The organism is Methylobacterium sp. 142-1Y (genome assembly GCF_057747795.1).
Genome location: NZ_JBYLEN010000002.1, coordinates 433,619 through 452,412, shown reverse-complemented (window position 1 = coordinate 452,412; position 18,794 = coordinate 433,619). Strand labels below are relative to the sequence as shown.

Here is an 18,794-nt window from a genome sequence, read left to right as displayed (position 1 = left end):
CAGGAATGGTGGGATCGGGCGTGTCATCACGGGCGCATCACCAGCACAGGGCATGGCTTATCCAGGCCGACGGCTTGCAGGAGAGCGACGGCTCGCCTGTCTGCGAGGCGACGCTGCCCCGGCACGTCCGCGAGGTCGTCTGGTCGAAGGAGATGCCCGTCGTGCGACCGGCCTCCCGGCAGATCCAGTCGGCGGCCAGCCCGCAATCCAGGGACTCCCCGTCGTCCACGCTCGGGCAACGGGCCTTCGAGAACACGAGGACCGGCCCGAACGAGGGCGCTCCGGACATGGCCTGGCCGAGCGACGCGACGACCTCCGACCAGGAGCGCCCCAACGCCGCCAGCGGACCGTCGTCGGCGCGCATCTGCGGCACCCCCGGCATCATGGGAGCCGTCGTCGCCGCCGTCGCGATGGACGCCTCCAACCCCATCACCGCGGCGAGGCACCATGTCATGATCGAGCGGGCGCTCGAACTCGAAAACCGCATCTCGAAATCCCGTTGGGCAAGGGCCGAGCCCCGGACGCCCGATTTATCGGGCGGCCGTCGGCGACGGCGGCCCCGTGTCTTCGTGGACCCGTGCCGTGGGGCCGGGTGGAGGACCGGATCCCTCAGTCGTCCCAGTCGTCGTGGAAGCCGAGCGGCTCGAACGGGGGCTCGTACTCGCGCATGACGAACCGGCGGCGATAGACGCGGTAATACTCGGGCGGCCCGTACGCGTAGCCGTCGTCGTAGACCGGCTGCGCCCGTGCCGAGGACGCGGCGAGCGCCCCCAGGGCGACCCCCCCGGCGAGGCCGGCGGCGAATGCCCCGGACCGCCCGCGGGCCTGGGCTTCCGGGACGGCGGACGAGAACGCGGCGAGTGCGGCCGCAAGGACCAGGGCTTTGTTGCGCATGGGGTCACCTCGGCTCCCAGGAGGGGAGACCGGGCCGATCCTAGCGGCCGAGGTTGCCGCAACATTACGCCCGGCGGGGTCGGACGGAGGCGTGGGTCAGGCCGCCGCGCCCGGGAACATGAGGGATACCGTCAAGCCGCCGCCGGGGGTCTCGTCCATCGCGACACTTCCCCCGTGCATGGCCATGACCTGCGCGACCAGGGCGAGCCCGAGCCCCGTGCCGTCGCTCGCCTGCCCTCGCGCGAACGGCTGGAGCATCTCCGCCGGGGCTCCGTCCCGGACCCCGTCGCCGTGGTCGATCACGCGAACGGTCCCGGGGGAACGGACCTCGACCAGGACGGACTTACCGGAGCGGGCGTGCTGGAGGGCGTTGCGCAGGAGGTTGCCGGCGGCGATGCGTGCGGCGGTCTCCGAACCGATGACGAGGACCGCGTCGCATTCCCCGAAGAACGCGACGTCTACCCCGGCGGCAAGCGCCGCCGGGACATGCTCCGCGGTCGTGGCGCGAACCGCCGCCACGAGGTCGAACCTGCGCATCTCCGGACTGTCCGAGGACAGCCGCGCGATCTGGAGCAGCATCGTGACGGTCGACGACAGCGACTGGATGTCCGCCACCAGCGACCGACGCAGGTGAGCGTCCTCGACCCGCTCCAGGCCGGTCCGGACCCGGGTCAGCGGGGTCCGGAGCTCGTGGGCCGCGTTCGACAGGAACCGGCGCTGCGCGGCCGAGGCCACGTCGATGCGCTCCAGGGCGCGGTTGAAGGCGGCCACCATCGGGACGAGTTCCCGCGGCGCCTCCTCCAGAGGCAGGCGAATACCGTCCGACCCACCGTCGATGCGCTCCGCCGAGTGCGAGACCCGGCGCACGGGTCGGGCGATCAGGGCGGGGACGGTGACAAGGGCGACCAGGATGGTCGCGACGACCACGGCGAGGATGGGGATTGCCGTGTAGTTCACGTCGCGCAGGCTGCTTAGGGCGGCCTGAGCCGGGGTGTAGGCGGCGCCGCCGACCTGAATCCGTACGAATTCCCCCCCGAGCCGCGTCACCACGGTCGCGTTGGTCAGGCGCAGGGCGTCGCCGCTGTCCAAGAAGGCCGACGCGTCGGGAGCCGCCATGTCGCCGTCCCGGACCGATGCGGGCACGGCGCCGTAATACACATTCCCTCCCTTCGTCGTCACCACGTACCAGAGGCCGGGGAAGGAGCGCTTGATCCCGTCGAGGTCGCCCGTCGACGACACGACCGGCGCCCCATCCCCGTCGCGCGAAAGAGCCCCCTTGATCGCCCTCGCCGCGTCGTACTGCGCGAGGAGGCCATCGTCGCCCTGCAGGGCGATGACCAGCGTCCAGGTGCACAGGATGGTGACGGCGACGACCAGGCTGAGCAGGACGGCGGCGAGCCGGGCGATGGAGGGCTGCCCGCGTGGCATCAACCGGCGTCCATCATGTAGCCCAGGCCCCGGAGCGGCTTGATCGCCACGGAGCAGTCGGCGTCCCGCAGCCGCTTGCGCAGGCGCGAGATATGGGCGTCGAGGGCATTGGACTGGATCTCGTCGTCGAAGCCGTAGGCCGCGGCTTCGAGCGTCTCCCGCATGGCGACCTGCCCGGCCCGGCGGATGAGGGCTTCGAGCAACGCGAGTTCCCGGCGCGGGACCGGAATGGGGCGACCGTCGATGCTGACCGAGCGTGCGGCCGTGTCGAAGGACAGGTTGCCGACCCTCAGCACGCCCGTCCTGTCGACCTGGAGCCGGCGGATCACGGCCCTGGCGCGGGCGACGAGCTCCACCGGCTCGAACGGCTTCGGCACGTAGTCGTCGGCCCCTGCGTCGAGCGCCCGCGCGATCTCGACCGGATCGTCGAACGCGGTCAGCATCAGCACCCCCGGCCGTGGCCTGAGCTGCGCCAGGCGCGAGATCAGGGTGATGCCGTCGCCGTCCGGCAGCCGGCGGTCCAGCACGACGAGGTCGAACGGCTGGACGCTGACGGCGGCCAGCGCCTCGTCGAGGTTGTCGACGACGTCGGCGTGCCCGAGGGCGTCCGAGAGCGTGGTCTTGAGCCACGCGCTCAGCTGTGGGTCATCCTCTACGACCAGGACGCGCAAGACGGTTCGACCTCCAGGGAACGATGGCGGCAGGACGGGGCCGGCGTAAGCGGGTCGTCAAGCCGCCTTGCGGACGAGACGGGCATAGGCGCCGCTGCGGTCCAGCAGGTCGTCGTGCGTCCCGTGCTCGACCACCGCCCCCCGGTCGAGCACGACGATCTGGTCCGCCCGGCGCACGGTCGAGAGCCGGTGCGCGATGGTGATGGTCGTGCGGCTCCTGTTGGGCCGGTCGAGGGCACGGGTCATCGCCAGCTCCGTCGCGGTGTCGAGCGCGCTCGTCGCCTCGTCGAGCAGCAGGACCCGCGGATCGCGCAGGAGGGTGCGGGCGAGGGACAGGCGCTGCTTCTCGCCGCCGGAGAAGCGGTGTCCCCGCTCGCCGACCACGGTGTCGTATCCGTCGGGCAACGCCGCGATGAGGTCGTGCACCTGCGCGGTTCGGGCGGCCGCGTACAGGTCCTCGTCGCTGGCGTCGGGCCGGGCGAAGCGCAGGTTCTCCGCGACGCTGGCATGGAGCAGGTAGGGGTCCTGCGTCACCACCCCCAGGATGTCGGTGAGCGACCGCCGGCTCAGGTCGCGCACGTCGACGCCGTCGTAGAGCACCGCGCCGGCATCCACGTCGTAGAGGCGGGCGAGCAGGTAGCCGAGGGTGGACTTGCCCGATCCGGTGGCGCCCACGATGGCGGTGTGCGACCCCGCCGGGATGTCGATGGTGACGCCGCGGATGGTGGCCGGTCCTGCCCGGTCGTAGGAAAACGCCACGCGATCCAGCCGGACGTGCCCCGCGACCGTGGCAGGGTCGAGCGTGACGGGATCGGGCCGTTCGGTGATCCCCACGGGCTCGTCGAGGTATTCGAAGATGCGGGCGAACAGGGCCCGGGTCTTCCTGACCTCGACGCCCGAGCGCAGCACCTCCTCGAGCGGGAACAGGAGCTGCTCCTGCAGGGCGATCATGGCGACGAGCGTACCGACGGTCATGGCGGTGCCCGAGGCCATCAGCCAGCCGCCGAGGAGCAGGGTCAGGGCCGGCATGGCCTGGAGAACCAGGTCGATGACCGACCATTGCCACTGGCCCGCCGTGTGGGACCGGACCTCCAGCGTCGCGACCTCGCGCGACGACCGCGCGAAAAGCTGCGTCAGATGCGCGGTCCGCCCCATGGTGCGGGCGAGGACGATGCCGGACAGGGACAGGGATTCCTGTACCGCCGACGACATCTCAGCGATCCGTCCCTGCTGCTCGTAGGTGAGCGCCTCGCGCTTACGGCCGACCCGGTCGCTGATCCAGGTCGCGAGCGGCAGGACGAGGAACGACAGCAGGGCGAGCCGCCAATCCAGGAGCAGCATCGCGGCGGCCGTCATGGCGACCGTGCTGGCGTTCCGGGTCGCCTCGCCGGCCGTGTGGGTCACCAGTGCCTGCAGAGCACCGATGTCGTTGGCGATGCGGGACTGGATGTCGCCGGCGCGGGTCGCCGTGAAGAACCGCAGCGAGAGCGACTGGAGGTGGGCGTACACCGCCACCCGGAGGTCGTGCATGATCGCCTGCCCGACCTTCGCGGTGACGAGGACCTGCAGCACGCCGATGCCGGCGCCGACCGCCGCGAGGGCGACCAGGCTGCCGGAGAGGGTGGCCAGCAACGCGATGTCGCCCTTCGGCAGGGCCTCGTCGATGATCGCCCGCAGCAGGAACGGGGCGGCGAGCCCGGCGGCCGATGCCAGGGCGATCAGGAACAGGACGAGCGCGATCCGCCCCCCGTAGGGCCGGAAAAGGCCGAGGATACGCGCCATCGACACATGCGCGGTGGCGAGGTCCTCGTAGGTCGTGTCGTCCGCATCGTCCGATGCGAACCCGTTTGGTGAACCGTGTCTCATGGGTCAGGGTTTGCCGTCGTTCGAAATCGTTGCCCGTCCGGCCAGGGTCATGGCGACGAGGCGTTCGCGCAGCTCGCCGAGCATGGGCACCGGGTCGCTCGGCTTCTCGCGCACGAGATAGGCGAGCCATGCGCCGTCGGCGGCGAGCCGGACGAGTTCGAGCTCCGGGCCTCCGTCGGTGTCGTGGTGGCGGCGCAGTCGCTCCGCGAACCAGTCCGAGACCAGTCGGCGCAGCCTCGGCTCGGCGAGGATGGAGATGTGAAGGGCGGCCCACTGGCCTCCCTCCGTCATCATCGGGTCGTGCAGGGTCACGTCGATGTAGGCGCGCGTGAACCGACCGTGCGGGTGGGCGTCCCTGGCCATCGCCGCCTCGATGTCGGCATCGAGCTGCTCAATGAGGTCCGAGACGACGCCATCGACCAACACCTGCTTGCTCGCGAAATGATGGAACAGGGCGCCCTTGGTCACGCCGGCGGCCTCGCAGACCCCCTGTACGGTCACCGCGGCGAGGCCCTGCTCCAGGGCGAGCTTGGCGGCGCAGTCGAGCAGCGTGCGCCGGACGAGCTCGGGCTGCTTCTTGCGTCGGTATCCCGTTTCGGTCGCCATGGTCCTGGTTCTCGCGACGTCGAAGGTACGGCGTCGTCAGGATGGGCCGTCGCCATCTCCGGTGCCGCCAAGGGTCGGTTGCTCGGTGCCGTCTGTGACCGCGACCGGGCGCCGCGGGTCCCTTGGCCAGCTATCGTGCACCCGATACCGCGGTGGTCGACGTTTCCGGCTCGGCGTATCATACATACCGTACGGTATCTTTCAATCGGAGAGCCGTTACCGGATCCGTCATCGGCTCCTCGTGGGACGACCGGCGGGACGCGTGTGTTGCGGGCGGCGGCCGGAGGCTTTCCGGTCATTTTCCGAGCAGGCGTTTCCCCGACTGGATGACCTTCAGCGTCTGGGAACCCAATTCCTCCTGGCGCGCGCGTATCTCGCGGTTCATCAGGCGAGCGATGATGTCCTCGTCCCAGTAGAGAACCTCGTCCAGAACCGAGGTTGCGGTCTTCGTGGCCGCCTGCCTCAGCAATTTCTCGAAGATGTCGTTCGCCTTCTCTGGTTCCGTATCCATTCGGCGCCTCCCGTTGTGGCAGGCCGGCTCGATAGGAGTGCTGGGTTACGGCAGCATTACGGGATGTCGGACGAGTGGACCGCCCCCGACCACGGATGGCCTCCTCGCTCCGAGGGCGCCCCGTCCGGCTTCAGGCTCCCATGAAGCCAGGTCGGGCAGGGGCTCGGTGGCAGATGTCGGGGCGCCGTCGAGGCGACCTCTCCGGCGAACGCGACTTACCCTCGTCACCGGCTTCGTCCTGCCGACGAAGGGCGGCCGGGCTGGCCTCCTCGGATATTGGGTCGCCGATATGCCCGTACCTGATGACGGCGTGGCCGCCGGACCAACCATCCACATCAACGGCAGCTGTTGGGCTCCAAGCGGCCATTCCAGGGACTTCGGTCGAAGTTCCGCCAATGGCGCGAAGCTGAACGAGTTGGGGGCGAATTCCCAACCTGAACCGCTCCAGGTTTTTGGAGGCTGTTTGTCTTGGGTCAGGCGGACAAGGCTTGATCGCCGTCGTCGGCATAGGAGCGCTCTTCGGCCTCAGCGAGAGGGACGTTGCCGATTGGCGCGAGCAGGCGACGGTGGTTGTACCAGTCGACCCTCGCCAAGGTGGCGTACTCGACCGCTATGACCGAGCGCCACAACCCGCGTCGGTGGATGACCTCCACCTCGAACGGACCGTTGATCGTCTTCGCCAAGGCGTTGTCGTAGCCGTCGACACTGCCGACCTACGGCTCGAGGCCTGCCTCGGCGTCCGCCGTCACGTTGAAGTCCGCTTGCCGGGCAGTCGAAGTTCGCAGGAGGCAGCTGTCGTTGCCAAACCTCAGGCCTCGCGGAAGAGATCGTCCGCCGCCGGGAGGCGATGGTTCAGCTCCATCAACGATCCGGAGCGGATGGCGGCATAGAGGAGTGTCTGGTCTCCGGGATCGGCGCAGACGAGATCGCGCGGATCCTCCGGCCTTCCGAAGCGCCCGAGCGCCGGGATGAGATCGGCTGGCGGATACTTCCAGAGATATTCGCAGTTCACCGTCCGGGTGCGGCCCTCGATCGGGAAGGCGACCCGAGCCGTTCCCTGATTGCCCTCCGGCGGCAGCGTGACCGTGATGTCGCGCGGCTGCACGGCATGGCCGAGCGAGGCGAGCGTGCAGGCTGTGATCTCGGCGAGAAGGGGGGCGTCGTAATCGGTGTGAGCCGGAACGAATATCAGACGCCCGATGCGCGGATGTCCATCGTCGTGAAGCGCCGCGAACGAGCTGACGGCCTCATCGATGCCGATGGCCCGGCCGGGATCGAGCCGCTGGGCCGCCCTCCAGAGCGAGCGTGCATCGATCTCGCCGTGCTCCAGGCCGCCGACGGCCTCGAGCGCGGCGATCGTGGTTTCGAGGATGCGCAACTCGTCTGGTGACGGATCGCCGATCGGGACGTCCTCGACCGGCTCGTCGCCGATCGTTCGAGGCAGCTTGGGTGTCGTGGGATCGTCGATTTTCTGTCGCCTGACCCCCACGCCCGGTTTCACAACGCCGAGGTCCGGCTTCACGAGGCCGCAGCAGGCGAGGACTACGAAGGCGACACAGCCGGCAACGCCTGCCCAGCCGGCGACGTCGAACGGGCGCCGGAAGAGGACGAGTGCGCCCGCCGCAAGCGCGAAGAACGCCATACCCGCCCAAAGCTCACGGCTTGAGGGCATGAAGGCCTCCACGCTTCGGCGAGCCGATCAGGGCATGCGCAACCCGCTGTGAGCGTCCCGCAACGGACGGGTGATACCGCTTCACGGACGACACGCTCGAACTCGTCGGCGCCGGCGGGGACGACCGAGCGCCGCTTGATCTTCGCGCCAGGCCAGGGATCGGACCGTCTTCTCGTGATCGACGTATCCGCCGACCTGAAGCAGGAATGATGGGCGAACTGAGCTGCTTGGGCGCGGCGTGCTTCTCCAGCGCTCCGAGTGCGGCGGCCGTGCCCCATGGGTCGTCGTCCAGTCCGGGCAGTTCGTCCTCGCGAAGCGGTGTCGCCTCGATGAGGCTCACCGGCCCGAACGGCAGCCTCTCGATCGAGCGCAGGTCCATGCGGAGAGCCATCCGCGTCATCGGCCGGCAGTCCTCGACGAGGCGGCATAACAGGATCGCGCCGTTGGTCTGGACGTCCCGCAAGACCCGGTAGCCGTCCGCGACGAGGTCGCCGACGCCGATCAGCACGTCGGACCAGAGCGCGACCGATGCCTCGTCCGCAGCGACCGGATTGCCGGCCCCGCCGAGCCGCATGAAGACCTCGCATTCGACCCCGTTCTCCTGCGTCGTCACGCCCGCCCAGGGGGTCGAGAGGCCGTCGGTCGCCAGCAGCACCGCGTCGCCGTCCTTGATTCTCAGGACGCGGCGATGGGGCTGGAACCACTTGGTCTGTCCGTGGATGTTGGCCGTCCCGCGTTCGGCGGCAAAGCCCGGTTCGACGGTTCCAACCGAGTTCCAGAAGCGGCGGCGCGCGTCGGCCGCGTCGGCGTAGATCGGATCGTCGGGACCACGCGGAACCAGCGCGGCATCGAAGGCCGTTTCGACGGCGACCCGACCCTGTCGCCAAGGCAGCATCGCCCGGGTCCAGTGGACGCTCACGACGTTAAACGGCGTCGCGGCGTTCGTACCGAGTCGCTCGACGACCTCTTCGAAAATGTCGAACTGGGGTTCGTCCGAAGCGACGACCGAGCCATCGCGGCGGTGGTAGCTGCCGCTCAAGCTGGAATGGCCGGCTTGCATGGTTGTCACCGTCCAGTTTCCTCGGACGGCGCCAAAAGGTGCCTTGTCCAGCGCAGCCCGGAGATCGTGTTCCGCATCGTCGACGGAATAGCCCGCCATCGCATTCTCCATGCTATGCTGGGCTTTGCCCGGCATCCCGAGGGGCCTGTGCCATCAATCCGGGTTCGTGAACACGCTGCCGCCAATGAAGGCCATCTCGCGGTCCGGCTGCGGCGGATCCTTCTGCGAGCCGTAGGCGAAGAATAGGCGGCGGCTGCGCCCGTCAGGGCCGGTCAGGGTGAGCGTGTGCCGGTCGAGACCGTAGCGCCCACCCTCCGGCGGGCGCCGGCGGCTCATCGCGGAACTCACGCCGCTGGTCGCGCCCGAATTCGTCGCACCGGTCGAGCCGCCGCGGCCGTAGGTGCCGTCGGAGCGGAAGTCGTAGCGGTTCGAGACCGCGATCATCACGTCGCCGCCCATCGCCGTGTTGCCGCCGCCCGACATGCGGCGGTAGGAGCGGGCAATCGTCCGCTCGCCGGCCTCCGCCGGGTAGGCCTTGAAGAACGAGCCGTCCTGGAGCTTGTAGTCCTGCGGCTTACCCCCCGTGCCGGTCAGGACGTACGAGTCGCCGGAGCGGGTCCAGCGGCCGAAGCGGCGCGGCTTGGTGGCGCACTCTGCGGCGAGGTCGATGTCCTCGAGGGCGACATCGTCGATCTCGTAGTAGCTGCCGTCGCGAAACAGGATCAGCGGCTCGAACTCGATGACGACCATGCCGCCGACCCCGACGCCGGTCGTCGAGCGGAAATACACGCCCTCGACCGCGGCCCAGTTCGCAGCATGGCGCGGTTCCGTCGGCGGCTCGGTCACGACGACGGGAGGAGCGTTGCCGGTGGCGGTCGGCGCGACCGCGGCGACGGGCGCCTCGGGCAACGCGCCGCCCGCCGCGGCCCGGTCCGCCGAAACCTTCCGGCCGGCCTTGCCCACCAGCCCGTCATCGGTGAGGGCGACCGCCCGCAGCTTCGCCGGGGGGATGAAGTCCTTCGACAGGCCGGCGACGAAGCTCGGCACCATCCCGAGGCGCTGCGCCGCCTGCCAGCCGGCATGGTGCAGGACCGTGCGGAGCTTCACCTGCTCGGCGAAGGCGGCGCGGATGGACGCCTGCGACAAGGGCGGCTTGTCGGCCATCGGCGCCACCATCTGGCGCCGCACCGCCCGGAGCGCGGCAGGACTCGGCTCGGCCTTGGTGTCGTTGGCGACCATCCATTGCAGGACGACGAAGGCGGTGAGCACGTCGCCGGCATCGTCCGGCCGCAAGGCGGTGTCGGAGAGGAAGCTCCGGAAGATTGCGTCGTAATCGTGCCGGGCCATCTCCCGGGCGACCTCGGCCGCGGCGATCGGGTTGCTGGCACGCAGCTCTCGGACGTGGCGGGTGACCGTGGCGGCCCGCAGCTCCGCGTTCGAGGCGAAGGGCAGGGCAGGGCCGGCATCCCCGCTCTCCGAACGGGCAACCTCGCCGACCGACCGGGCGTCGAGGGTCCGGAACTGCTGCTGCATCCCCTGGAGAATGCCCGTGCCGACGTCCTGGGCCGGCGCTGCTGCGGCCAGCAGCGGAACCAGGGCGGCGGCGACGGGGATGACGACGATCTTGGCGGTCATGGTCCGCTCCGCGCTCGGACGACGATTGAGGGACGGCCCGTCGGCGGGCGCCGTCGGACACTGAGCCCGCCTCACGGCCAGCGGATCCCGAACAGCGCCAGCACGCCGGCGACGGCCGCGCCGATCAGCGTCAGCGCCATGAAGGGCAGGAGCGGGATCACCAGCCAGCCCATCATCATCAGGGTGTAGAGCAGGCCACCGATGTCGAGGCCGGCGATCCGGCAAGGCTGCGCGCCCGCCTCGTTGACCGTGCACCCCGTCAGGCGGGTGGCGACCAGGGAGAGGACGAGCAGCAGGAACGGGGTCCAGACGATCAGCACGCCGAGGAGGAGCATGCCTCGGTTCCTTCCGCGCCGGGTGACGCTCGGCGGCACCACGCTCATCGCGAGGTCCCGGCGCAAGGGCGCCAGACCCGCTGGTATCCGGCATCGCCGGGCCGGCCGTAGCACCAGCCCGCCGCCTCGAGCCGCCGGTCGACGGCGTCGCGCCGGGTGCAGGCGTCGAGCGTGGCGGGATCGTCGCCGCGCCCGCCCCGGCAGGCGGCGTTGAGGGCGGTCCAGTCCCGCACCAGCGGCGGGACGTCCGCGGCCGGACCGGCCAGTGCGACGCTTGCCCCAGCGGCAAAACCGAGGAGCGCGGCGGGAAGCAGGATGACGCGACAGGCCATGCGCCGACCTCCTCAGCGCATCGCGACCGAGGCGGCCACGCGCTCGGCGCGGGCGAGCGCCTCGGGCCGGTCCGCCGGGGCCAGGCCGAGGACGCGCAGGTAGGTCGGCCCGTCGAACCGGATCACCTGCATGACGGCGACCGGGCGGCCGCTCCTCGCGTCCGAGCCGGTGGCGCGCAGGCGCAGCACCACCGCGCCGTCGCGGGTCGCCCGGTCCTCGTCGGTGACCGTGACGTCCTTGATCTCCCGGAAGGTGGCGAGCGCCTTGCGGGCGAAGGTGCCCTCCTGGCCTTCCGGCACGGCGGCCCGCCCCATCGAGGGGGCGACGACGACCAGCGGCTGCACACCGTCGGGATCGATGTCCTTCGGGCCGTCGGTGAGCATCAGGGCGTTGCCCATCAATGCGCGCACCGGGCGGAAGCCGGCGAGGTCGCCGACGGTGTAGGGCAGGGCCGCGATCTGGTCGGCGAGGCTGCCGGGCGCCCGGAACGCGATCGTCGAGAGTGCGGCCTCGACCGCCTCGTCCGGCATCTGCTCCCGCGCGGCTTCCGGCACCTGCACGGTGACGAGGCCGGTACCGGAGGCACCGCGCACCACCGCGACCCACTTGGCGTAGGTGAGCCCGTTGGCGGCCTGGCTGCCGCGCAGAACCCGGCCCTCGCCGCCGGCGACGCCAAGCGCGGTGCCGGAACCCCGCGCCTCGAAGCCCGTCGCGCGCAAGGCCTCGGGGGTGAACCGCTCCACGAGCTGGCCGTAGGCCTCGGCCGGCATCTCGGTGATGAGGATCGAGGCGCCCGAGCGGTGCTCGAACCCGGCAAAGCCCTTCGAGGGCGTCATGCCGGGCGGCGGCACCAGGCCGACCGAGCCGGCGGCCGGGAACACCGCCTCGGCGGCGAGGGCGGGCTGGGCGAGGAGACCGAGGACGGCCAAGAGCCGGCCGGCGGCGAGAACGGGCCGGCCGGCGGCGAGAACAGGCCGGCCGGCGGCGAGAACAGGCCGGCCGGCGACGCGGGGCAGGAAGGATGCCATTGCGGAATCTCCAGAAGTTCGGCGCGAGGCGTTCAGCGCGTCGCGACGCGGCTGAGCACGAAGGTGTTGCCGGAGAACTGGACCTGTCCGGGCGCGCTCATGTGCTCGAGCATCAGGCGCAGGTTGCGGCCGAGGCGGGCGGAGTCGGAGCGGGTCTCGTACCAGTACTCGGCGGCGGATGCCCCGGCCCGCACGGGGCGGTGGTGCTCGTAGCAGCGGAACGCCGCCATGTACTCCTCGGCCGCCTGGACCTCCTGGGCCGAGAACCCGTTGAGCCGAACGACGTAGGCCGTCGGCAGGCCGCCGCAGGCCTCAGCCGTCGGGCCGTCGGCGACCGGCGCCGCGACGGCGCCCGGGACGGAGGCCGTGCCGGGATCGGCCCCGCGGCGGGGCGCCAACACCCCGTCGAGCTTCGCGGTGAGCGCCGCGGCAACGTCGCCGGCAATGACTTTCGCCTCGGCGCCGACCCGCTCGAGCAAGCATTCGCGGTCGCACCCTTGCGGCAGCAGCGGCAGCTGCACGCCTGCGACCTCGAACGAGCCGAGGGACTGGCCGGTGCGCACGTTGAGGAGCCGGCCCGGGATGCGCACCTCCGGCCGCACGATGTCCGAATAGGTCGATTTCGACGCCGAGGCGTAGATCTGGAACACCGCGACCACGTCGAGGGGCGGGCTCGAGACCGCGCGGGCGACCTCGATCAGTTCGGCGTCGCGCCGGCGCACCCGGTTCGCTTGCGTGAAACCCATCGCCACCGCGGTCTCGTCGTAGACGTTGTAGCCGCGCAGGTTCATCGTCTCGGAGAGTTCCGCGATCACCCGCTGGAAGATGCGGTTGCCGCGCGGCACCGAATCCTCGTCGGCATCCTCGCCCATCACCACCACGTTAGGCTTGGGCTGGGCGAGGGCCGGGCCTGCGACGAGGAGGCCGAGGGAGAAAGCGGCGAGGGCGGCGCGGATGGGCAACATCGTGTCCTCCTTCTGATCAAATGTCGGATCGGTCACTCGGAGCAGGGCAGCGGCGTCGGTGCCGCTTCGAAATCGTCGAGGTCGAGGGCCACACGCCGGCGCGGGTCGGCCAGGGTCGGGCCGGTCGAGGCCGGGGCCGCACAAGCCGCCTCTGCGGCTGGCCTCGGGAAGCTGAGCCCGCCGTGGCGGACGGGCGCGATCAGGCTGACCTCGACCCGCCGGTTGACCCGAGACAGCGGGGCGGCCGGGTCCTTCGGGCGGGTCGGCCCCCAGCCATGCACGCGCAGCCGCTCCGGCGCGATGCGGTAGGTCTCGACGAGGTGGGCCCGCACCGCCCGGGCCCGGGCGAGGGACAGGCGCCGGTTGTGGGCGGGCGCACCCGCCGCGTCGGTGTGGCCGGCGATGAGGAAGCCGTGGCCGGCGAGGTCGCGCGAGGCGAGCGCCTGGCCCAGCGGCTCGAGCTGGATGCGCGCCTCCGGCGTCAGGCGGGCGCTGTCATAGGCGAAGAACACCGTGAGATCGACCGTGCGGGCCGGATCGACGCGGACGGACGGCCCGCCGTCGTCCGGGCTGAGCGCCCGCGCCGGCGCGCCGGAGACGAGTCCCGGATGTCCGTCGGCGAAGGGGGCGAGGGAGCGGATGATGGCGGTCGCCGACGGGTTGCGGGTTTCCGCCTCCGCCGGCCCGGCCTCGTCCAGCCTGTACGGGCCGCCGGGCGCCTCGATCAGCGGGTTCGCCCGCGCCGCGCCGCCGAGGGCGACGACGAGGCCCAGGGCCATCGCGAGGCAGGAGCGGCCGAGGCGACACCTGGCCGTGCGCCGCAGGGCGGCGTCCGCGATGATGGTCGGCCGCGCGGGCGCGTCGTCGATCCGCATGGTTCCGTTCTCCTCCGGGCCTTGCTTCGCCCGTCACACCCCGTGCCTGGACGAGCCAGAGCGGTTTTCGCCGCGCCGGCGCACAGATCGTCTCGGGAAAAGATCAGCGCCCGCGCAGGATCGCGTTCATCCGCCCCGGATCGAGGGGGGCGTCGGGTGCGGGCGGGGCGGCTGCAGATGAGGCGGAGGGCCTCGTCGCTGGCGCGGCCGGAGGCGAGGCCGGATCCGCGGCCGCCGTGGCGGCGGCCGGCCGGCCCTGCCGCGCCGCGATCTCGGACAGGATGCGGCTGCGGCCGAGAATCGCCGAGAGGCGGGTCGCGGCGTTGAAGCTCGACGGGTCCTTCGGGTCGAGGCCGCCCTCCTTGTGCAGCGCGACGCCGGCCACCGAGGCGTCGAACATCAGCGAGCCCGAGGAGCCGCCGAGCGTGTCGCAGCGGTGGCGCAGGTCCGGCCCCTCGCCCTGCTCCTTAAGGGCAAAGCAGCGGAAGCGGCTCATCACCTTCGGCCGCCCGAGGGGATGGTGGATGACGAGCATCGAGCGGTTGCCCGGCACCGCCTCGCCCGAGAGCCGCGCCGCGCCGTAGGTCGCGGTCGGGTTGCCGGCGGCGCGGGCGAGCGCGTAGTCGAGGCGCGCGTCGAACTCGACCGGCTTCGGGTCGATCTCGAACCGCCGCGAGCCCTGCCCGTCGAGGGTCAGGTAATCCATCAGGATCGAGGCCTTGACCGGGGTCAGGTCGCCCGATTGCGGCAGGCAGTGGTGGTTGGTCAGCACGTAGTCGCCCGGCAAAAGCGCGCCGGTGCAGGAGGCGCCGACCGCCTGGCCTGTGCGGGCGTTCCTGAGCACGATGTCGACCCGGCCGATCGGGCGGGCAAGCGCGGCGAGGCCGTCGCGCGGATCGAGTTCGGCGATCGGCTCGAACGCGCCCTTGTTGCGGTCGACATAAGCGGCTGCGTCGCCGGTGGTCTGCCGCAGCGGCAACTGCGCGCGACCGTAATCGGTGGGATCGAAGCCGACGCTCTGCGCCCGCGCAGGCTCAGCCGCGCCGATTGCCAAGATCAGGCCAGTGAATCCCCAAATCCCCCCCTTGGTCGAGCGGCGTGTCCGGTGGCTTGTGGCCATCGCTGTCCTCCTCTCGGCGCCGGCTTTATGCCGTCCGCCGGTCCGCAAGTCAAAACAAGTCGATCCCGGGCCGGGAACAGTCCTTATGGGACGAGGCCGTGGACGAACCGATCGACCGTGCCCGACGGCTTTGCGGCGCCCGGATCCGCATCGGCAGAGCCCGTCATCACCTGGACCGTGTAGACGAGGTTTCGCCGGGCGCCCTCGCGCAGGAAATAGGCCTGGGCGCCGTCGGGCAGCCGGGTCGGCGGCAGCGCCGCGGCGGCGAGCTCCGGGCCCACTGTCACCCGCGCGCCGGGCAGAGTGGCGCGGAAGGCGAGGCCGCACAGGTCCGGCGCGAGGCGGCTCGCCCTCAGCCGGCCGGGAGATTCCGATGGGACCGGACGCCGTACCGGCGGGTCGGCCCCGAAGGCGACGCGCCGGCAGGTCGAGCCCGCCGGAGCGGCCAGTTCCTCCACGACGGCGCCATCCGCCACGGGGTCCGGCGTAGGGGCGATGGCCGTGCCGGGCTCAACCGGGGCGGGTGTCGCGGCGGCGGCGACCGGCCGCTCCGCCTCCGGGCGTGCGCGGAGCATCGCGAAGCCGGCAGCGAGCGCCGTGGCGGCGAGAAGTGCGACGAGCGCGGCCACGAGAGCGGGGCGCCGCCCGGCCGCCGGGGCGGGGTAGGGCGCTGGCCGTGCCAAAACCGCGAGAGCGGCCGGCACGCTTGCGGCCGACAGGATCACCGGCGCCCGCGCCCGCCCGAGGTCGCGAAGCGCCCGCGCGGCCTCCGCCGTCTCGGGCCCGTCGGGCAGGAGGACCGCGAGGTCGGCGCGCGCCGCCGCCGCGAGCAGGCCACGGGAGCGCGCGAGCTTGTCGAGGAGCGCGTAGTCGCCGGGCAGCACCGCGAGGTCGAGATCGACCGCTCCCGTCGCCCACAGGACGAGGTCGGCCGCCTCCGGATCGGCGGTGAGGCTGTGACCTCGCGCCAGCAGGCCGTGGGCGAGGCAGACCGGTACCTCCCACGAGCGCCCGGCATCGAACGAGCCGGAGAGCCGTAACTCGTAAGGTTCGGAAACCTCGCCCGCGAGGCGCGATAGCGGCCCGCCGGCCGCGGCGAGCCGGGCGTAGTCGCCCGACCAGGGCAGGGGCCGGTAATCGCCCGCCGCGAAGGCGGCGGAGGCCGGCAGGCCGGGGCGGCGTTTCAGGCTGCGCAGAACCACCGGACCGCCGGTCGTCGGCACCACGACCAGGATCGAGACCGGATCGATGGAAGCCGGCTTCATGCCGCCGTCACAGCAGGAACACCGCGCAAGACCTGTCCCGCAGCATCTCGCCGAGCCGAGCCGCCTCCGGCACGTCCGGGTCGAGGGCGACGAGGATCGCGCCGTCGGTCGGCGGCGGCAACGCGAGCCGCACCGTCTCGTCGCCCAGCATCGCCTCGATGACGCGCGGCGGCCGCGCCGCGCTGCCGCGCAGTACCAGGAGCGGCGGCGCGTCCTCGTCCGCGGGCAGGATCCCGAGGGTGAAGGGGCCGACGCGGCGTGATGCGACCGCGCCGTCCGAGGCCGCCGCCGCGAGCGGCGCGTGGGCAATCGCCTGGCCTGCGAGCAGCGCCCGGTAGCGCCGGGCCGTCGCGGGGTCGTCGCGGATCGCCCGCACCAGAGCGAGGTCGACCGGTTCGCCCGGCTCGCGGATGGCGTGGGCCCACAGCTCCGCGGCGCCCGGGCCCCGAGACGTGTCGCGGGCAGGTTCGCTCGCCCGCATCAGGGCGCGGGCGGCGTGGATCTCGGCGAGCAGGCGCGCTTCGTCGCTCACGCGGTCGCCTCCGCGGCGTAGGCTTCGGCGAAGGCGTCGGCGAAGACGTCCCGGTCCGTCGCGAAGGCCGCGTCGAGCGGCCGCTGCCGGGCGAGGCCGGCGATCGCGCGGGCGAGCCGGCCGGCCTCCTCGGCGAGCCGCAGCAGGGCGGCGTCCGCTGCGGCGAACCCCGCCGCGAGCCGGTCGGGGTCGTCGAAGCCGGCGCGCCGGATCCGGCGGATGTCGGCGCGTGCCGCCGCGAGGGCGTCGCGGGCCTCGGGGGACAGGCCCTCGGCCTCCGCCGGAACCCGCAGCGCCGCCGCGATCCGCAGCATCCGGTCGAGATGGACGGTCAGCGCCGAGACCCGCACGGCCAGCGCCGGGTAGGTCTCGGCCTCGGCGCAGGCGGTACGCTCGGCGATCCCCGCCCCGCCGCCGCCGCGGCGCAGGCGGTTGGCGAGGCCGGATTGCACCCGCCCGAAGCTCGCGGCCCGCAGGGTCGTGAGCGGGCGGGTGCGGTGGAACGGCTCGAGGCGCAGGAACTCGGCGAGGTCGTCGCGCTCCGCCCCGGTCAGGATCTTCGGCCCGTCGGGCAGGGCGGCGAGCAGGGCCGCCAGGGTCTCGGCCGGCTCGGCCCCCGCGAGGTCGGCCAGCGAGGCGTCGAGCCGCTCCTCCCAGCCCTCGACCGCGTCGAGCGAGGCGGGGGCGGAGAGGCCCGCGAGGCCGCCGAGCAGGGCGGAGGCCGCCTCGAAGGTCACGAAATGCTCGGCGACCGTGCGAAAGCCCGGCCGCTCGCCCTCGCGCATCTGCCCACGCCAGAAGCCCAGGATGTCGTCGTCCGTGAAGGCGCGGCGCCCATCGAGGAAGCCGAGGATCGCCCGGAAGCGCCGCTCCAGCGGGGCGAGCGGCAGGTGGGCGTGGCGATAGGCGGCGAGGTAACGCGCCAGGCGACGGCTGAAGGACACGGCGCCCTCGGCATCCGGCGCCGCGGCGAGGTCGTCGAGCCAGCCGGTGACGGCGGCGAACTGCGCCAGGTCCTCCGCCGTCAGCACGAACTCGGCCAGCGCGAGGAGCCGGGCGAGGCCGGACCAGGTCGTGCGCCAGCCCGCCTCTCCGCCCGGCAGGATCGGCCCGCGGGCATCGACCGCCTCGCCCGTGCCGGCGAACCGGGCCTCGAGCCGGTCGGCCCGGGCGAGCCCCGGATCGAGGGCGAGGGTGACGAGGTCGCGCCCGTCCCGGGCACCGGCGAGCCGCGCCAGGGCGGCGAGGGCGTGGGCGAGGTCCCAGAGCGGCTTGTCGCGGTTCGGCCGCACCGCGCCGGCGACGACCCGGGCGAGCCAGGCCCGGTCCTCGCGGGAGAGGTCGCGGCCCTCGGCCACGGCGGCGAGGTCGGCCGCGCAAGCTTCGTCGTATCCGCCGGTCATGCGTCCGCCCTCGGCCCCGCGCCCGTTCGTCGCCCACCGATATCGCCGCCCCACCGGTCCGTCACCCCCGGGGCCACCGTCAGCCGCCGACGATGCGCGGCGCGATCCGGCGCACCAGGATCTCGACTTGACGCGCCGCCACGTCGCGGCTGCCCGCGAGCGCCCGGATCGTCAGGAGGTCGCCGTCGCGCAGGATGACGGCGGTCGCCCCCGCGCTCGACCCGATGCCGTAGGTGGTGACCCACCCCACCGCCGGATCCACCGACAGGCCGGACAGCCGGCAATCCGGGCTGCGCGACCGGCAGATGTCCTCGAGCTGCGCCATCGAGGTCCGGCCCGCGCGCACCCGCTCCTCGGTCCCGTCGGCCTGGCGGCCGAGCAGCAGGTCGACCATCGGCGCGCCCTCGCAGGTCGTGCACATCAGGGTAAGCCGCTCCGGGGCGGCCCGCGCCGCGTAGCCCTGGCCGAGGGCAGATCCTGCCTCGTCCGCGACGGCGGTGAGGTCGCGCAGCGCGAAGCCCCCGGCGCAGGCCGGCGCGGCCGAGAGGCACAGGAGGGCGGCGAGAAGGTTTCGCATCGGACGTTCTCCTTGAGC

The 18,794-nt window shown here is 72.3% G+C and carries 20 protein-coding genes and 1 pseudogene; all 21 read right to left on the bottom strand.

The features are described 5' to 3' along the window. Window positions 1-37 precede the first annotated feature (37 nt). A complete protein-coding gene (locus AC3AOF_RS32055; RefSeq protein WP_488349132.1) occupies window positions 38-487 on the bottom strand; it encodes a hypothetical protein in 450 nt (149 codons plus the stop codon). Between the two features lie 122 nt (window positions 488-609). After that, window positions 610-894: a hypothetical protein gene (locus AC3AOF_RS32050; RefSeq protein ID WP_236993349.1), complete on the bottom strand. Its 285-nt coding sequence runs from the start codon at window positions 892-894 to the stop codon at window positions 610-612. 96 nt (window positions 895-990) lie between these two features. Then, the gene (locus tag AC3AOF_RS32045; RefSeq protein WP_488349131.1) at window positions 991-2,322 is read right to left on the bottom strand and encodes a sensor histidine kinase; all 1,332 of its coding nucleotides are present in this window, start codon (window positions 2,320-2,322) and stop codon (window positions 991-993) included. Continuing rightward, the gene (locus tag AC3AOF_RS32040; RefSeq protein ID WP_236993351.1) at window positions 2,322-2,993 is read right to left on the bottom strand and encodes a response regulator transcription factor; all 672 of its coding nucleotides are present in this window, start codon (window positions 2,991-2,993) and stop codon (window positions 2,322-2,324) included. Before AC3AOF_RS32040 ends, AC3AOF_RS32045 begins: the two co-directional genes overlap by 1 nt. A gap of 57 nt (window positions 2,994-3,050) precedes the next feature. Beyond that, window positions 3,051-4,859 carry an ABC transporter ATP-binding protein gene (locus tag AC3AOF_RS32035; RefSeq protein WP_488349130.1) on the bottom strand — a complete coding sequence of 603 codons (1,809 nt, stop codon included), beginning with the start codon at window positions 4,857-4,859 and terminating at the stop codon, window positions 3,051-3,053. Between the two features lie 3 nt (window positions 4,860-4,862). Further along, a complete protein-coding gene (locus AC3AOF_RS32030; protein WP_488349129.1) occupies window positions 4,863-5,465 on the bottom strand; it encodes a TetR/AcrR family transcriptional regulator in 603 nt (200 codons plus the stop codon). A 295-nt stretch (window positions 5,466-5,760) separates the two neighbouring features. Next, entirely contained in the window at window positions 5,761-5,976 is a 216-nt protein-coding gene (locus AC3AOF_RS32025) for a hypothetical protein (RefSeq protein ID WP_488349128.1), read from the bottom strand. 473 nt (window positions 5,977-6,449) lie between these two features. Continuing rightward, a pseudogene (locus AC3AOF_RS32020) lies at window positions 6,450-6,713 on the bottom strand (IS3 family transposase); the annotation flags it as partial. Between the two features lie 71 nt (window positions 6,714-6,784). Then, a complete protein-coding gene (locus AC3AOF_RS32015) occupies window positions 6,785-7,618 on the bottom strand; it encodes a hypothetical protein (protein WP_488349127.1) in 834 nt (277 codons plus the stop codon). A gap of 13 nt (window positions 7,619-7,631) precedes the next feature. Then, window positions 7,632-8,807, bottom strand: coding sequence for a hypothetical protein (locus AC3AOF_RS32010; protein WP_488349126.1), 1,176 nt, complete (start codon window positions 8,805-8,807; stop codon window positions 7,632-7,634). Window positions 8,808-8,861: 54 nt separating this feature from the next. Next, complete coding sequence (locus tag AC3AOF_RS32005) at window positions 8,862-10,343, bottom strand: hypothetical protein (RefSeq protein WP_488349125.1); 1,482 nt, start codon at window positions 10,341-10,343, stop codon at window positions 8,862-8,864. Window positions 10,344-10,414: 71 nt separating this feature from the next. Then, window positions 10,415-10,678 (bottom strand): hypothetical protein, encoded by a 264-nt coding sequence (locus AC3AOF_RS32000; protein WP_488349124.1) that lies wholly within the window; start codon window positions 10,676-10,678, stop codon window positions 10,415-10,417. 44 nt (window positions 10,679-10,722) lie between these two features. Continuing rightward, window positions 10,723-11,010, bottom strand: a complete 288-nt coding sequence (locus tag AC3AOF_RS31995) for a hypothetical protein (RefSeq protein ID WP_488349123.1) — start codon at window positions 11,008-11,010, stop codon at window positions 10,723-10,725. Between the two features lie 12 nt (window positions 11,011-11,022). Then, window positions 11,023-12,039: a hypothetical protein gene (locus tag AC3AOF_RS31990; protein WP_488349122.1), complete on the bottom strand. Its 1,017-nt coding sequence runs from the start codon at window positions 12,037-12,039 to the stop codon at window positions 11,023-11,025. A gap of 32 nt (window positions 12,040-12,071) precedes the next feature. After that, on the bottom strand, window positions 12,072-13,004 hold the full coding sequence (locus tag AC3AOF_RS31985) for a hypothetical protein (protein ID WP_488349121.1): 933 nt from the start codon (window positions 13,002-13,004) through the stop codon (window positions 12,072-12,074). A gap of 32 nt (window positions 13,005-13,036) precedes the next feature. Further along, complete coding sequence (locus AC3AOF_RS31980) at window positions 13,037-13,879, bottom strand: OmpA family protein (protein WP_488349120.1); 843 nt, start codon at window positions 13,877-13,879, stop codon at window positions 13,037-13,039. Window positions 13,880-13,982: 103 nt separating this feature from the next. Further along, window positions 13,983-14,999 (bottom strand): trypsin-like serine peptidase, encoded by a 1,017-nt coding sequence (locus AC3AOF_RS31975; protein ID WP_488349119.1) that lies wholly within the window; start codon window positions 14,997-14,999, stop codon window positions 13,983-13,985. Between the two features lie 83 nt (window positions 15,000-15,082). Continuing rightward, entirely contained in the window at window positions 15,083-16,264 is a 1,182-nt protein-coding gene (locus AC3AOF_RS31970) for a hypothetical protein (RefSeq protein ID WP_488349118.1), read from the bottom strand. A 7-nt stretch (window positions 16,265-16,271) separates the two neighbouring features. Further along, entirely contained in the window at window positions 16,272-16,796 is a 525-nt protein-coding gene (locus AC3AOF_RS31965; RefSeq protein WP_236993363.1) for a hypothetical protein, read from the bottom strand. Continuing rightward, window positions 16,793-18,199: a hypothetical protein gene (locus tag AC3AOF_RS31960; RefSeq protein ID WP_236993364.1), complete on the bottom strand. Its 1,407-nt coding sequence runs from the start codon at window positions 18,197-18,199 to the stop codon at window positions 16,793-16,795. The genes AC3AOF_RS31965 and AC3AOF_RS31960 overlap by 4 nt, the downstream gene beginning before the upstream one ends. Before the next feature lie 79 nt (window positions 18,200-18,278). Further along, a complete protein-coding gene (locus tag AC3AOF_RS31955; protein WP_488349117.1) occupies window positions 18,279-18,776 on the bottom strand; it encodes a hypothetical protein in 498 nt (165 codons plus the stop codon). Window positions 18,777-18,794 lie beyond the last annotated feature (18 nt).

Coding starts and splice junctions, on each gene's coding strand:
- AC3AOF_RS32055 (WP_488349132.1), bottom strand. CDS start 487: ATGCGGTTTTCGAGTTCGAGCGCCCGCTCGATCATGACATGGTGCCTC.
- AC3AOF_RS32050 (WP_236993349.1), bottom strand. CDS start 894: ATGCGCAACAAAGCCCTGGTCCTTGCGGCCGCACTCGCCGCGTTCTCG.
- AC3AOF_RS32045 (WP_488349131.1), bottom strand. CDS start 2,322: ATGCCACGCGGGCAGCCCTCCATCGCCCGGCTCGCCGCCGTCCTGCTC.
- AC3AOF_RS32035 (WP_488349130.1), bottom strand. CDS start 4,859: ATGAGACACGGTTCACCAAACGGGTTCGCATCGGACGATGCGGACGAC.
- AC3AOF_RS32030 (WP_488349129.1), bottom strand. CDS start 5,465: ATGGCGACCGAAACGGGATACCGACGCAAGAAGCAGCCCGAGCTCGTC.
- AC3AOF_RS32025 (WP_488349128.1), bottom strand. CDS start 5,976: ATGGATACGGAACCAGAGAAGGCGAACGACATCTTCGAGAAATTGCTG.
- AC3AOF_RS32015 (WP_488349127.1), bottom strand. CDS start 7,618: ATGGCGTTCTTCGCGCTTGCGGCGGGCGCACTCGTCCTCTTCCGGCGC.
- AC3AOF_RS32010 (WP_488349126.1), bottom strand. CDS start 8,807: ATGGCGGGCTATTCCGTCGACGATGCGGAACACGATCTCCGGGCTGCG.
- AC3AOF_RS32005 (WP_488349125.1), bottom strand. CDS start 10,343: ATGACCGCCAAGATCGTCGTCATCCCCGTCGCCGCCGCCCTGGTTCCG.
- AC3AOF_RS32000 (WP_488349124.1), bottom strand. CDS start 10,678: ATGCTCCTCCTCGGCGTGCTGATCGTCTGGACCCCGTTCCTGCTGCTC.
- AC3AOF_RS31995 (WP_488349123.1), bottom strand. CDS start 11,010: ATGGCCTGTCGCGTCATCCTGCTTCCCGCCGCGCTCCTCGGTTTTGCC.
- AC3AOF_RS31990 (WP_488349122.1), bottom strand. CDS start 12,039: ATGGCATCCTTCCTGCCCCGCGTCGCCGGCCGGCCTGTTCTCGCCGCC.
- AC3AOF_RS31985 (WP_488349121.1), bottom strand. CDS start 13,004: ATGTTGCCCATCCGCGCCGCCCTCGCCGCTTTCTCCCTCGGCCTCCTC.
- AC3AOF_RS31980 (WP_488349120.1), bottom strand. CDS start 13,879: ATGCGGATCGACGACGCGCCCGCGCGGCCGACCATCATCGCGGACGCC.
- AC3AOF_RS31975 (WP_488349119.1), bottom strand. CDS start 14,999: ATGGCCACAAGCCACCGGACACGCCGCTCGACCAAGGGGGGGATTTGG.
- AC3AOF_RS31970 (WP_488349118.1), bottom strand. CDS start 16,264: ATGAAGCCGGCTTCCATCGATCCGGTCTCGATCCTGGTCGTGGTGCCG.
- AC3AOF_RS31960 (WP_236993364.1), bottom strand. CDS start 18,199: ATGACCGGCGGATACGACGAAGCTTGCGCGGCCGACCTCGCCGCCGTG.
- AC3AOF_RS31955 (WP_488349117.1), bottom strand. CDS start 18,776: ATGCGAAACCTTCTCGCCGCCCTCCTGTGCCTCTCGGCCGCGCCGGCC.